Annotated in this window: 13 protein-coding genes and 1 riboswitch; of the genes, 4 read left to right on the top strand and 9 right to left on the bottom strand. The window is 69.1% G+C overall.

Features of this window, described 5'->3' with window-relative positions:
• Nucleotides 1-86 precede the first annotated feature (86 nt).
• The 3 genes from AC0IW9_RS29285 to AC0IW9_RS29275 all read left to right on the top strand — a co-directional run bounded on the left by AC0IW9_RS29285 (nucleotide 87) and on the right by AC0IW9_RS29275 (nucleotide 2,309).
• Nucleotides 87-1,145 (top strand): ribonucleotide-diphosphate reductase subunit beta, encoded by a 1,059-nt coding sequence (locus AC0IW9_RS29285; protein WP_471651838.1) that lies wholly within the window; start codon nucleotides 87-89, stop codon nucleotides 1,143-1,145.
• Nucleotides 1,146-1,249: 104 nt separating this feature from the next.
• Nucleotides 1,250-1,918: an SCO family protein gene (locus AC0IW9_RS29280; protein WP_471651837.1), complete on the top strand. Its 669-nt coding sequence runs from the start codon at nucleotides 1,250-1,252 to the stop codon at nucleotides 1,916-1,918.
• Between the two features lie 106 nt (nucleotides 1,919-2,024).
• Nucleotides 2,025-2,309 (top strand): hypothetical protein, encoded by a 285-nt coding sequence (locus AC0IW9_RS29275; RefSeq protein WP_471651836.1) that lies wholly within the window; start codon nucleotides 2,025-2,027, stop codon nucleotides 2,307-2,309.
• A gap of 2 nt (nucleotides 2,310-2,311) precedes the next feature.
• Here AC0IW9_RS29275 and AC0IW9_RS29270 read toward each other — a convergent pair whose 3' ends face one another.
• Together AC0IW9_RS29270 and AC0IW9_RS29265 are read right to left on the bottom strand one after the other, a co-directional pair.
• Nucleotides 2,312-3,040 (bottom strand): tRNA1(Val) (adenine(37)-N6)-methyltransferase, encoded by a 729-nt coding sequence (locus AC0IW9_RS29270; RefSeq protein ID WP_471651840.1) that lies wholly within the window; start codon nucleotides 3,038-3,040, stop codon nucleotides 2,312-2,314.
• Nucleotides 3,041-3,045: 5 nt separating this feature from the next.
• Entirely contained in the window at nucleotides 3,046-3,258 is a 213-nt protein-coding gene (locus tag AC0IW9_RS29265; protein WP_471651835.1) for a putative signal transducing protein, read from the bottom strand.
• A gap of 132 nt (nucleotides 3,259-3,390) precedes the next feature.
• Here AC0IW9_RS29265 and AC0IW9_RS29260 point away from each other — a divergent pair, with 132 nt between their 5' ends.
• Entirely contained in the window at nucleotides 3,391-4,386 is a 996-nt protein-coding gene (locus tag AC0IW9_RS29260) for a polyprenyl synthetase family protein (RefSeq protein WP_471651839.1), read from the top strand.
• A gap of 238 nt (nucleotides 4,387-4,624) precedes the next feature.
• Here the strand turns inward: AC0IW9_RS29260 and AC0IW9_RS29255 are convergent, their stop codons facing one another.
• The 7 genes from AC0IW9_RS29255 to AC0IW9_RS29225 form a co-directional block, all read right to left on the bottom strand.
• Nucleotides 4,625-5,662: a matrixin family metalloprotease gene (locus tag AC0IW9_RS29255; protein ID WP_471651834.1), complete on the bottom strand. Its 1,038-nt coding sequence runs from the start codon at nucleotides 5,660-5,662 to the stop codon at nucleotides 4,625-4,627.
• A gap of 113 nt (nucleotides 5,663-5,775) precedes the next feature.
• The gene (locus tag AC0IW9_RS29250; RefSeq protein WP_471651833.1) at nucleotides 5,776-6,105 is read right to left on the bottom strand and encodes a YnfA family protein; all 330 of its coding nucleotides are present in this window, start codon (nucleotides 6,103-6,105) and stop codon (nucleotides 5,776-5,778) included.
• A 28-nt stretch (nucleotides 6,106-6,133) separates the two neighbouring features.
• The gene (locus tag AC0IW9_RS29245) at nucleotides 6,134-8,104 is read right to left on the bottom strand and encodes a TonB-dependent receptor plug domain-containing protein (RefSeq protein WP_471651832.1); all 1,971 of its coding nucleotides are present in this window, start codon (nucleotides 8,102-8,104) and stop codon (nucleotides 6,134-6,136) included.
• A gap of 144 nt (nucleotides 8,105-8,248) precedes the next feature.
• Nucleotides 8,249-8,485: riboswitch (cobalamin riboswitch) on the bottom strand.
• A gap of 141 nt (nucleotides 8,486-8,626) precedes the next feature.
• Nucleotides 8,627-9,295 carry an exopolysaccharide biosynthesis protein gene (locus AC0IW9_RS29240; protein WP_471651831.1) on the bottom strand — a complete coding sequence of 223 codons (669 nt, stop codon included), beginning with the start codon at nucleotides 9,293-9,295 and terminating at the stop codon, nucleotides 8,627-8,629.
• Between the two features lie 154 nt (nucleotides 9,296-9,449).
• Nucleotides 9,450-10,253, bottom strand: coding sequence for an enoyl-CoA hydratase (locus AC0IW9_RS29235; protein WP_471651830.1), 804 nt, complete (start codon nucleotides 10,251-10,253; stop codon nucleotides 9,450-9,452).
• Nucleotides 10,250-11,467, bottom strand: a complete 1,218-nt coding sequence (locus tag AC0IW9_RS29230; RefSeq protein WP_471651829.1) for a CaiB/BaiF CoA transferase family protein — start codon at nucleotides 11,465-11,467, stop codon at nucleotides 10,250-10,252. The genes AC0IW9_RS29235 and AC0IW9_RS29230 overlap by 4 nt, the downstream gene beginning before the upstream one ends.
• Before the next feature lie 69 nt (nucleotides 11,468-11,536).
• Nucleotides 11,537-12,278, bottom strand: a 742-nt coding sequence (locus AC0IW9_RS29225) for an endonuclease III domain-containing protein (RefSeq protein WP_471651828.1), incomplete at its 5' end; no start/stop codon positions are given.

Raw genomic sequence — 12,278 nt, 5'->3', positions numbered from 1 at the left:
CCCCCCCCCCCCCCCCACCCCTCCACCCTTTTTCTGTGAGTCCGCCGTTCGAGCCGGCGACTCCCAAACAAAGCGAGTAGCGCCCCATGGCCGACGGCCACCTCCCCCCCGATGAGCGCCCCGTGCGCTTCGACCTCCTCACCGCCAATCCCGTCTACAAGCCCTTCCGCTACCCCTGGGCCTATGACGCCTGGCTGACGCAGCAGCGCGTCCATTGGCTGCCCGAGGAAGTGCCGCTCGCCGACGACGTGAAGGATTGGCAGAAGAACCTGTCGGAGGCGGAGCGCAACCTGCTGACGCAGATCTTCCGCTTCTTCACCCAGGCGGATGTCGAGGTGAACAACTGCTACATGAAAGTGTACAGCCAGGTGTTCAAGCCGACCGAAGTGCTGATGATGATGTCGGCCTTCTCGAACACCGAGACCATCCACATCGCCGCCTATTCCCACCTGCTCGACACGGTGGGCATGCCCGAGCTCGAGTACAGCGCCTTCCTCAAGTACAAGGAGATGAAGGACAAGTACGACTACATGCACAGCTTCTCGGTCGAATCGAAGACCGAGATCGCCAAGACGCTCGCCGCCTTCGGCGCCTTCACCGAGGGGCTGCAGCTCTTTGCCTCCTTCGCCATCCTCATGAACTTCCCCCGCTTCAACAAGATGAAGGGGATGGGCCAGATCGTCGCCTGGTCGGTGCGCGACGAGACGCTGCACTGCCTCTCCATCATCCGGCTGTTCCGCACCTTCGTGCAGGAGAATCCGGAGATCTGGACCGAGGAGCTGCGCCGCGACATCGCCCTGATCTGCGCGACCATCGTCGACCATGAGGATGCCTTCATCGACCTCGCCTTCGAGCTGGGCGGGGTCGAGGGCATCGATGCGGCGCAGACCAAGCAGTACATCCGCTTCATCGCCGATCGCCGGCTGCAGCAGCTCGGCCTGCTGCCCCTCTACAACATCGAGAAGAACCCGCTGCCCTGGCTCGACGAGATGCTGAACGCGGTGGAGCACACCAACTTCTTCGAGAACCGCTCCACCGAATATTCCAAGGCCAGCACCTCCGGCAGCTGGGAGGAAGCCTTCTCGGACAGCACCTTCACCACGCCTCAACCCCAGGGTGAGATCGCGGCAACCCCGGCGCATTGAGGCTGCCGCAGCTTTAAAGCCACAGGTGCGGCCGATCCGCGCCGCCTGCCCTGGCGGCGCGGCGCCCCGGCAGGTATGCAGGGGCCATGCTGCGAATTATCCGCATGGTGTCCCTGTTGCTCGTCCTGCTGCTCGGCGGGGTCTGGGCCTTTGCCTGGGTCACCCGCGGGCCTGAGGAAAGCCTGGCCGATGCCTTCGTCGGCCGGCTGGGCCAGGTCTTCGGCGGCCAGGGCGCCCCGGTTTCCTCCGGCGGGGTGCAGCTGCCGCAGGGCATGTCGCTCGGCGGCCCCTTCAGCCTGACCGACCAGACCGGCAAGGCGGTGACCGAGCGCGACTTCGCCGGCCGCTGGATGCTGGTCTATTTCGGCTACAGCTTCTGCCCCGATGTCTGCCCGACCGAGCTCGGCACCATGGCCGCGGCGCTCGATGCGCTGGGCCCGGCCGGGGAGAAGGTGGTGCCGGCCTTCATATCGGTCGATCCGCAGCGCGATACGCCGGAGCATCTGGCCGACTACGTCAGCCGCTTCCATCCCCGCATGCTGGGCCTGACCGGCACGCCGGAGCAGGTGGCGGAGGCGGCGCGGCGCTACCGGGTCTACTACGCCAAGGTGCAGCGGCCCGAGATGACCGACTACCTGATGGATCATTCGAGCTTCATCTATCTGGTCGGGCCGGATGCCAAGGTGCGGACGCTGTTCCGTCCGGAGCAGACGCCGGAGGCCATCGCGGCGGCCGTCGCGGCCCAGGTCAATCGTCCGGCCGGCGCCGGATAGCATCGCGGCACCGTGTTACGGGCACTGCGCAGGCGCGAAAAGCTTGCTAGTCTATAAAGCGCGGGATTGCCTCGACATGAGGCTGACCGCAACCGGAGAAGGCAGTATGGCGGACGACGACTCGGATCAGGACGGCGCACGGGACTCCGGGCGAGGTGCTGCGGCCCCGCGGCATAGCCGCCGGCTGTCCGACAAGATCCTGATCGCCTTCCACCATGCCTGCGACCAGGGCGACTACGAGGTGGCGGAGCAATTGCTCCGTATCCTGGAAATGATGCTGACACGTCGCCCGGTCTCCCCGGATACCAACCGGCGCCGCAACATGGAAAGCCTGGTCGCCGCGCATGAGCGGCTCTGGCACCTGCGCCACCCGGATACCACCGCCGGCTGACCTCAGTTCATCCCGAGCGCTGCCGCATCGCGCAGCACCGCCTCCGCCGCCGGCGTGAAGCCCTGGGCGGCATGCAGCACCAGCCCCGGGGCGATGCTGGCCGGGCCACGGCTGCCGCGGCGGGATTGCAGCAGCATCCGCTTGGCCGCCAGCCCCTGGCGCGGCCAGAAGGGCAGCAACCGGGTTCCGGCGCAGCCGGCCGCGGCCAGCGCCGCCATCCCGCCATCCAGCAACGCCGCCGGCAGGATCAGGCTCAGGCTGCCGCGCCGGACGAGGGGCGCGGCGAGGAAACGGGCCCAGTCGCCGAGGCTCGCGGCGCCCTCCGTCGCATGGGTCATGGCGCCGCGCCGCGGCTCCGGCGGGGCGGTGCCGGCGGGCCAGAAGGGGGGATTGGCGAAGGCATGGTCGCAGGCGGGCAGGCGGCGGATCAGTGCCGGGTCGCGGATATCGCCGGTGATGACCTCGGCCGCGATGCCATTGGCGGCGGCATTGGCAATGGCCAGCGCCGCCAGGACCGGGTCGCGCTCGACGGCCAGGATGCGCAGGCCCGGCACCCGCGTGGCGAGGCAGAGGAAGCCCGCGCCGCTGCCGCAGCCGGCCTCCAGCACCACCTGGCCGGGACGGGCCGGGATGCCGGCGGCGAGCAGCACCGCATCCAGCCCGGCGCGCAGGCCGAGCCGCGGCTGGCGCAGCAGCACGCGACCGCCGAGCAGCCGGTCCTCGGTATGCATCTCGCTCACAGATGCTCCTCGCCGGCCTCCCGCAGCAGGCGGCGGGCGGCGGCGAGGTCTTCCTCCGCCACCGCGAGGCGACGGGGGAAGGCACCGATGCCGCCCTCGAGCGCGCTGATGTGCTGGTCCAGCAGGATGCAGGGAATGCCCGCATCCTTCAGCAAAGCGAGCAGGAAGCTGATGCGCACCGGATCCACGCTTTGCACGATGAGCCGCATGGTTCAGCCAAATCCTTGTTTTTCCGGCGCTTGTCGCCAAGTGGCGCGGTGGCTATGGTGCCGCCCCCCAAGCCAGGGTCAAGTGTAGTGCCATCGGTTGCACGGATTGTGCCGGATAATTCCCCGTTGACGATGCCATCCGATGGCGGCGAGGACGCGCTCATGGCGCTGGTTTCGCTCGTCCAGGCGGATCTGGAGGCCTGCAACCGCTTGATCGTGCAGCGGATGCACTCGCCGGTCGCGCTCATCCCGCAGCTGGCGGCGCATATCGTCGCGGCCGGCGGCAAGCGGCTGCGGCCGCTGCTGACCCTCGCGGCGGCGCGGCTCTGCGACTATCGCGGCGACCGGCACGTGGCGCTGGCGGCCTGCGTGGAGTTCATCCACACGGCGACGCTGCTGCACGATGACGTGGTCGATGAATCCTCGCTGCGGCGGGGCCAGGCGAGCGCCAATGCGCTGTTCGGCAACAAGCCGAGCGTGCTGGTCGGCGACTTCCTCTTTGCCCGCGCCTTCCAGCTGATGACCGACGACGGCAGCCTGAAGGTGCTCGGCATCCTCTCCCAGGCGGCGGCGACCATCGCCGAGGGCGAGGTGCTGCAGCTGGTCACGCAGAACGACATCTCCACCACCGAGGCGCAGTACCTGCAGGTGATCGAGGGCAAGACCGCCGCGCTGTTCGCCGCGGCGACCCGCATCGGCGCGGTGGTCGCGGACCGGCCGGAGGCGGAGGAGCTCGCGCTCGATGCCTATGGGCACAACCTCGGCATCGCCTTCCAGCTGGTCGACGATGCGCTGGACTACGCGGCGGAGCAGGAGCGGCTCGGCAAGACGGTCGGCGACGACTTCCGCGAGGGCAAGATCACCCTGCCGGTGCTGCTGGCGCATGCCCGCGGCGATGCGGCGGAGCGCGAGTTCTGGCGCCGGACGCTGGAGGACAAGGACCAGTCGCCCGAGGATCTGGCGACGGCCCAGGCGCTGATCGAGCGGCATGGGGCGCTGCGCGATACCGTGGCGCGGGCCCAGGCCTATGGCGATGCGGCGCTGACGGCGCTGGCGGGCTTCCCGGATGGGCCGATGCGGCGGGCGATGGCGGGGATCGTGGCCTTCTGCATCGCTCGGGCGCGGTAGCGCTCAAATCCGCTAAAGCCTGCTCAATTCGGCTAAATTCCGTAAAATTCGGCTCAATTTCATTTATTTTTTGCCGGCTCTGGCGATCTAAGTGCCTGAACCGGAAGGAATTTATAATAAATTCGGTGGGGGAAACGGCGTTTCGCCGCCGCCACCGGGCATGGCGCTGACGGAGACAATAATCCTATAGCCCATGCTGTCGGCGGAGGCAAGCGAAGCCTCCTGCCGCCCCGGGACCTCAGGCGATGAGGACCGAATTGTCGATCACATGCACCGTCAGGCCGGGTCCCTCGTCCACCCAATTCGGCCCGGCGGCCCCATGCCGGATGCCGGCCGCCTCGGCGGTCAGGGCGAGGTGATGGTCGCCCCGGGTCGGGTCGTAGAAGCGTTCCAGCGACAATTGCCCGGCCGCGGTGGAATCCTTCGCATAGGCCTGGAAGGCGACGCCCTCATAGACCAGTCCGGGCAGGGTCTGCAGGATCGAATCGCGCTCGGCCACGTCGCTGGTGAAGAGATGCGTGTGCCTGATGGTGTCGAGGAAGCGGTGGACATCGACGGTCCCCGCCGATTTGTCGGGGGTTGCCCATTGCGCGCCTTCGTAGCGGTAGCTCGGCAGGTTGTTGATGATGAAGGCCTTTTCCGCGGCATCCGTCGTGTAGAAATGCTCGCCTGTCCGGCCCGCGTCGAAGAACCGGTAGACGGCATGCAGCGGATTGATGGCGGCTCCGTAGAGCGTCGTGACTCCCGCGATATCCGATGCCGTCAGGCCACGGTTGGCCGCGCCCAGCACCGGGTACATGGTGGCCGTGGGCTCGGTCGAATGATCGAGCCCGAGGGCATGCCCGATTTCATGCAGGGCGACCTGATAGAATGACGTGTCGTAGCCGGCATAGAGCAGGGCCCCGGACGCGTTGAAGTAAAGATTGACGTAGGACGGATCCTCGATCCTGACGATCACGTCGTTGTTGAAATGGTTGTTCATCTGGTAGAAGGACGTCAGGCCGATCTGCTGGGTCATGGCCGGGTTCAGGTTGCCGAACCCGATGCGGATATTGGCCAAGGCGGCATAATTCGCCGAATCCGCCACCTCGATGAAATGGATATCCGCCACGCCCTGCCAGGCGGCGAAAGCGCTTCGCACCAGCGACGCTGCCGTCGGGTCGTCGATCAGGTGGGAAAAAGGCGTGGCGCCATCGGCGAGGAAATTGAAGGCCGCGAAGCTCCAGGTGATGGTGTTCGAGGCCCAGGTCGGCCCTGCGAATGCATATGCAGCCATCGCCGAAGCTCCCATCACCGTCCCGATACGGTGAAATTTTAAGCATGTCAGCGTCCGGAGCGACAACACTACTTTTCTGGGAGCCGCGGCGGGGTACCATGTGCCCCGAGCCCTCAGCCGCGCAGCGCCCCCGCCAGGATGACCGCGGTGCCGGCCAGGCAGAGGCCGGCGCCGGCGAGGTCCGCACCGGTCGGGCTGCGCCCTTCCACCAGCCAGAGCCAGGCCAGCGAGGCCACCACATAGACCCCGCCATAGGCGGCATAGGCGCGGCCTGCGACGTCGGTCCCGACCAGGGTGAGCAGCCAGGCGAAGGCCGCCAGCGCCGCCGCGCCCGGCAGCAGCCACCAGGGCGAGGCGCCGGACCGGAGCACCGCCCAGAAGGCGAAGCAGCCGGCGATCTCCGCCAGGGCGGCGAGGGGGTAGAGGGCCAGGGCCTGGATCATGCCCTGGCTTCCCCCGCCGCCGCGGCGATTACAAGGCGAAGCGGGTGCCGACGAGCAGGCTGCGGCCCGGCGTGACATAGCCGCTGGTCGGCTCCCAGCGGCTGTTGCCGAGGTTGCGGCCCTCGAGGAAGAGGCTGACCACCTCGGTCGCCTTGTAGGTGGCGCCGAGGTTGACCACGGTGCCGCCCCGGACCGCGCCGCGCGAGCCGAAGTCGCCGGTATTGGTGATCAGGAAGTCGCTGGACCGGCCGGTGAAGAGCACCGTCGGCGCGATGACCAGCCGCGGCGTCGGCACCACCCGGGCGGTGATGCTGACCACATGCTCCGGCCGGCGCAGCAGGCGGCGGTCGGTGATGGCGTCCTCCGCCTCGGTGATGGTCCAGTTCGCCGTGGTCTCCAGCCAGGGCGCCGGGCGGAGGGTGAGGCCCAGCTCGGCGCCGTGGATATCGGCCCGGTCGACGTTGACCGAGGTGAAGACGAAGCCCGGCAGCGGGGCACGAACCGAGTTGATCAGGTTGGTGATGCGGCTCTGGAAGAAGGTCCAGCTCGCGGTGGCGGCGCGGGGCCGGCCGAACAGCGTCACGTCGGTATCCGCGCCGATTTCCCAGCCGGTGCTGCGCTCCGCCTTGAGGGCGGGGTTGCCGAGCGTCGAGGCATTGGTGCCGAAGCGCTCGTACAGCGACGGGGCGCGGAAGGCGGTGCCGGCGGAGACGCGGAGCCGGCTGTTCACCTCGGGCAGCGCCAGCACGGCGCCGAGCTGCCAGGTGGTCGCATCGGTGAAGCCGGTGGTGCTGTCCTGGCGGAAGCCGCCGGTCAGGTCGAGCCGGTCCCAGGCGCGGTACTGCAGCGAGGCGTAGCCGGCGGTGACATGCTGCTGGGCGAAGACTCGGGTGCGCGAGGCGGGGCTGCCGCTGAGGCTGCGGCTCTCCTCCAGCGCATGGGTGACGCCGAAGGCCAGCGCGCCGTCGGTGAAGGCGCCGAAGCCGGGCAGGCGGACGGTATTGCCCCAGTCGAGGCCGGTGCGGCTGCCGCGGTAGAGGTCGTCGGCGATGCCGGAGGCGCCGGGGTTGGGCCGGTTCACGTAGCGCCGGCGGTCCTCGGTGGTGAAGCCGCGCAGGCCGGTGGTCCAGGCGCCGTCCAGCAGCCGGGTCTCGCCGCGGACCTGGCCGAACCAGCGGCGGTCCTCGCCGGAGTAGTTCGGGTCATCGGCCTGGCGGAAGGCGTTGTTGGTGCCGTCGAGGCCGAAGTTGTTCTGCCGCCACTGGACGATGCCCTCCAGCCGGGTCCCCTCGACCGGGGTCCAGCCGAGCCGGGCCATGGTGGACTGGCCGCGGAAGCCGTCGCGCTCGCCGTTGGTGGTCTGCAGCCGCGGCGCCAGGGCATTGGAGCCGCGGGTCGAGAGCGACTGGCCGGAGAAGAGGTAGTCGAAGGCCTCCACCCGGCCGGTGGCGCCGAGGTTGCCGCGGACGGTGGAGTTGCTGCCGCCGGCGATCTCGCCGAAGGGGGCAAAGACCTTCCCCTGGGGCGCCTGGCGGGTGACGAGGTTGATGACGCCGCCGAGCGCCGCGCTGCCGTAGAGCGAGGCGGCGGGGCCGCGGACCACCTCGATCCGGTCGAGGTTGCCGAGCAGGTCCTGGCCGAAGTTGAAGGCGCCGGCCGGGGTGGAGGCATCGTTGATCGGCACGCCGTCCAGCAGGACCAGGGTATGGCTGCTGTTGGTGCCGCGGGTGAAGGCGCTGGTCTGGCCGCCGAGCCCACCCTGGCCGACGAGGTTGATGCCGGGGACGGCGGTGAGCGCCTCGGCCAGCGACTGGTAGCCGCGCTCCTCGATGTCCTGGCGGGTGATGACGGTGATCGCGGCGGGGACGCGCTCGGCCGGCGTCGGGACCCGCGTGGCGGTGACGATGGTATCGGGGATGGCCTGCTGGGCCTGGGCGGGATTGGGGGCCAGGGCCGCCGCGGCGAGGCCGCCGGCGAGGGTAAGCGCGAGGTTTCGCATCGGGTCCTCCGACTGCGTTGACGAACGAGTCCCGCCCCGGTGGGGGCGGAACGACGGGCGTCGTTCCCGCAATCGGAAAACCCCCCGCGCTTGGCGCTGGGGGCCTTGGTTCCGGTGCGCCGGTGCACCTCGCCCGGCACGCGCGAGACAACTCTGCGCCGGCCGGTCTCCTGGCTCGCGATGGGGGCGCCGGGGCGATGACCCGGGACCCTTGGATCTGCCGCCTTCTCACGCCCCCACGGTGAAACCGCTTCGGGTGCAATGGCTTCTGGCAGACCCGCATCGCCTACAGTTGCGAGGGCAGCCGCGGACGGATGGTCGGGACCACCTGCCGCATTCCCGTTTCAGCCCTTGCGGGCCACCGGCGCATGCGGGGGCACTAGCAGGATTGCGGGAGGGTAACAGCCCCCCGCGCGCAGCCATGGCGCAGAAGCGCCAGCGGCTGTGGCCTTTCGGCCGCGCCTGGCCCCTGGCACCGCTCGATTCACGGCCTTCGGCGAGACCGCCTCGGACGATCGCGCGCTAGAAGATCCAGCCGAGTGCCTGCACGCCGAGCCAGCCGAGCACGACCAGCACGATGGTGGCGAAGGCGCAGCCGGCGATGGTGAGGCCGACGCCCCAGGCGGTGGTGCGGTTGTCGTGCTCCACCAGGCCGAGGGCCATGACGATGTTGCCGAAGGCCGGCGGGCCGTTGGTGCCGGGGCCGGGCAGGATCAGCATCAGCGCGACATAGGCGGTCAGCCAGCCGAACAGCTTGTCGCCCATGGGGGAGGTGAAGAAGCCCGGGCGGGGGCGGACGTATTGCTCGACCTTGGCCATCCATTTGGAGCCGCCGCCGGAAAGGCGGAGCAGGTCGGTGCGCTTGACCGATTGCCGGGCGAGGAAGGCGGGCAGCTTCGGGGTGCGGCGGCCGAGGCCCATCTGCACGCCGAGGATCAGCACCGGCAGGCCGAAGACCGAGGCCATGCCGGGCAGCAGGGAGGGCAGCAGCAGCAGCAGGATCAGCAGGCCGAAGGCACGGTCGCCGAAGGCCTCGGCCATTTCGCCGAGGGTGATGCGTTCACCGGGAAAGCGGGCGGCGACCTCCGCGACGATGCGGGAGATGGGCGCCCCCGCGCAGTCCCCGTGGCTGACTGCCTTGGTCGCATCGGAATGCGCACCGACGATCGGCGCCTCGATGTTGCCGTCCATTCCCGGATATTGACCTCTTGCCCAGACGTAGAATGCCACCGGCCATGCCCCTCATTGGTTTCGAGGGTGTCACGGCAGGCGGCAGTCTAGGCATTCCCGGCGCGTCATGCACCGGGATTTTCGCGCGAACCTGGACACGGGTCCTTGGGTCGTTTCAGCTTCCGGTGAAGGCCGGCTTGCGCTTCTCCATGAAGGCGCGGCGGCCTTCCTTGTAGTCGGCGCTGTCGAAGCAGGCGGCCAGCGCCTTCTTGTAGGCCTCCATGTCGCGGTCGGCGCGGTCCATGAGGACCTGCTTCACGGTCTGCTTGTTGGTCAGCAGCGACAGTGGCGCATTGCCGGCCATGGTGGCGGCGAGCTTGGCGACGGTGGCCTCGAGCTCGGCCACCGGGACGACCTTGTTGACCAGGCCGAAGCGCTCGGCCTCCTTCGCATCGAAGCGCTCGCCGGTCATCAGGATCATGTGGGCATGGGCGGGACCGACCAGGTCGACCAGGGCGCGGACCATGTCGAAGCCATAGGCGATGCCGAGCTTGGCGGCCGGGATGCCGAACTGGCTGTCGTCCGAGGCGATGCGGATGTCGGTCGACATGGCGATGCCCAGGCCCCCGCCCATGCAGAAGCCGCGGATCTGGGCGATCACCGGCTTCCTGTAGGCCGAGAGCCTGGCGCGGCCGGCGCTGGTCAGCTTGTCGTACTCGGCCTGGGCGTCGGCGTTGTTGCGGACCTTCTCGAACTGCGAGATGTCGGCGCCCGAGACGAAGGCCTTGTCGCCGGCGCCCTGGAGGATGACGCAGCGGACGCTCGCATCCTCGGCGAACATCTCCAGCGCCTCGCCCATGCCGGTCCACATGGCGACCGACATGGCGTTGCGCTTCTCGGGCTGGTTGAAGACGATCCGGCCGACGCCGTCGGCGCTGCTGGCGAGGATCTTACCTTCGGCGAGTTCCATGGTGCTCATGCTCCGCCAAGGGCTCCCTTGGCTTTCAGGTCGGCGATTTCGGCGGGGGTCAGGCCGGCTTCGGCCAGGATTTCGTCGTTGTGCTCACCGAGGTTGGGGATGTCCCGGTAGAAGCCGGTGTCCACGCCCTGGATGTTCACCGGCTGGGCCACGACCTTGATGTCGCCGCGGGTGCGGTGCGTCATCGGCATGGCCATCTTGAGGTGCTGGACCTGCGGGTCCTCGAAGACCTCGCGGATGTTGTTCACCGGACCGCAGGGGATGCCGGCTTCCTCGAGCTTGTCGATCCAGTATTCGGACGACTGCAGCTTGGTGACCTCGGCGATGACCTGGTTGATCCGCTTGCGGTCCTTGGAGCGGCCGCCGTTGGTCTTCCATTCTTCGACCTCCAGCCATTCCTCATGGCCGGCGGCCTTGCAGAAATTGGTCCAGAGCTTGGCCGAGGAGGCGGCGATGTTGATCGATTTGTCGCTGGTCGGGAAGACGCCCATCGGGATGTTGACGGGGTGGTCGTTGCCTGCCTGGCCGGCGACCTCGCCATCCATCAGGAAGCGGCTGGCCTGAAAGTCCAGCATGAAGACCTGGGCCTCGAGCAGGGAGGTATGGACGTAGCCGCCCTTGCCCGTCCGCTCGCGGTCGTAGAGCTTCATCATAATGCCCATCGCCAGCAGGTTGCCGGCGGTGAGGTCGTTGATGGGGATGCCGACGCGCATCGGGCCGCGGTCGGGCTCCCCGGTGATGGTCATGAGGCCGCCCATGCCCTGGGCGATCTGGTCGACGCCGCCGCGCTTGGAATAGGGGCCGGTCTGGCCGAAGCCGGAGATGGAGGCGTAGATCAGGCGCGGGTTGAGGTCCTTCAGGTCGTCATAGGCGATCTTGAGCCGATGCTTGACCTGCATCCGCATGTTCTCGACCAGGATATCGGCCGTCGCCGCGACCTTCAGGAAGGCGGCGAGGCCGGCGGGGTTCTTCAGGTCGATCGAGAGGCCGCGCTTGTTGCGGTGCAGGTTCACCTGGTCGAAGCCGTCGCGGGCGCCGCCGAGGCCATCGCCCTGGCCGGGCGGCTCGACCCGGATGATGTCGGCGCCCCAATCGGCCAGATGCCGGACGCAGGTGGGGCCGGCGCGGGCCAGGGTGAGGTCGAGCACGCGCAGGCCGGCGAGGGGCAGGCGGTTCTCCGCCATGAGTTTAGGGTCGGTCGGGGCTTCGGGCACGGGGTTTCCTCCCTGGATGGCGCGAGACTAGGGGAGGGCGGACGGAGTGGCCAGATGGGCCGCGCGCGGTCAGGCCGGGGTGGTGCCGAGGCGCGACTGGCCTTCCGGGCAGAGGTCCCGCAGCACGCAGCGGCCGCAAGCCGGGCCGCGGAAGAAGCAGCAGCGCTGGCCGTGCCGCATCAGCATCTGGTGATGGTCGTAGAAGGCCTGGGCGTCCCAGTCCTCAGGCAGCAGGGCGGCGAGAACGACGTGGGAGGGGCCGACCGCAAGGGATTTCGGGATCAGCCCGAGCCGGGCGGCGACGCGGTGGTGGTGGCTGTCCACCGGCAGGGCGCGGCCGCGGAGGGTGCTGAAGGAGAGCACCGCCGCCGCGGTCTTCGGCCCGACGCCGGGCAGGGAGGCGAGCCAGGCGGCGGCCTCCGCCTCCGGCATGCCGGCGAGGTGGGAGAGGTCGAGCAGGCCCTGGCGTTCGGTCAGGGCGCGCAGGGTGCGTTGCAGGGCGGGGGCCTTGGCCTCGGGCCAGGTGACGCCGGCGATGGCGCGCTCGACCTCGGCGACGGGGGCGTCGCGAACCGCGGCCCAATCCTCGAAGGTGGCGCGCAGGCTGGCGAAGGCGCGGGCGCTGTCGGCGTTCTTGGTGCGGTGGGAGAGCAGGGAGGAGACGAGTTCGTCCAGCGGGGCGAGGGCGTGGAAGTAGAGGACGGGGCAGCCGTATTCGGCGCAGAGGCGGTGGTGGACCTCCAGGGCCAGGTCGCGCTTGGTGGCATCGGGCGCGGGCGCCGGGCGGGGGAGGGGCATGGGCGTGTAACGG

The organism is Belnapia sp. AC561 (assembly GCF_979252845.1).
The sequence above is the reverse complement of the archived record's forward strand: the minus strand, read 5'-3'. Positions and strand labels throughout refer to the sequence as shown.

Bases quoted from the DNA above. Each gene is read 5' to 3' on its own strand.
- AC0IW9_RS29285 (WP_471651838.1), top strand. From the start codon at position 87: ATGGCCGACGGCCACCTCCCCCCCGATGAGCGCCCCGTGCGCTTCGAC.
- AC0IW9_RS29280 (WP_471651837.1), top strand. From the start codon at position 1,250: ATGGTGTCCCTGTTGCTCGTCCTGCTGCTCGGCGGGGTCTGGGCCTTT.
- AC0IW9_RS29275 (WP_471651836.1), top strand. From the start codon at position 2,025: ATGGCGGACGACGACTCGGATCAGGACGGCGCACGGGACTCCGGGCGA.
- AC0IW9_RS29270 (WP_471651840.1), bottom strand. From the start codon at position 3,040: ATGCATACCGAGGACCGGCTGCTCGGCGGTCGCGTGCTGCTGCGCCAG.
- AC0IW9_RS29265 (WP_471651835.1), bottom strand. From the start codon at position 3,258: ATGCGGCTCATCGTGCAAAGCGTGGATCCGGTGCGCATCAGCTTCCTG.
- AC0IW9_RS29260 (WP_471651839.1), top strand. From the start codon at position 3,391: ATGCCATCCGATGGCGGCGAGGACGCGCTCATGGCGCTGGTTTCGCTC.
- AC0IW9_RS29255 (WP_471651834.1), bottom strand. From the start codon at position 5,662: ATGGCTGCATATGCATTCGCAGGGCCGACCTGGGCCTCGAACACCATC.
- AC0IW9_RS29250 (WP_471651833.1), bottom strand. From the start codon at position 6,105: ATGATCCAGGCCCTGGCCCTCTACCCCCTCGCCGCCCTGGCGGAGATC.
- AC0IW9_RS29245 (WP_471651832.1), bottom strand. From the start codon at position 8,104: ATGCGAAACCTCGCGCTTACCCTCGCCGGCGGCCTCGCCGCGGCGGCC.
- AC0IW9_RS29240 (WP_471651831.1), bottom strand. From the start codon at position 9,295: ATGGACGGCAACATCGAGGCGCCGATCGTCGGTGCGCATTCCGATGCG.
- AC0IW9_RS29235 (WP_471651830.1), bottom strand. From the start codon at position 10,253: ATGAGCACCATGGAACTCGCCGAAGGTAAGATCCTCGCCAGCAGCGCC.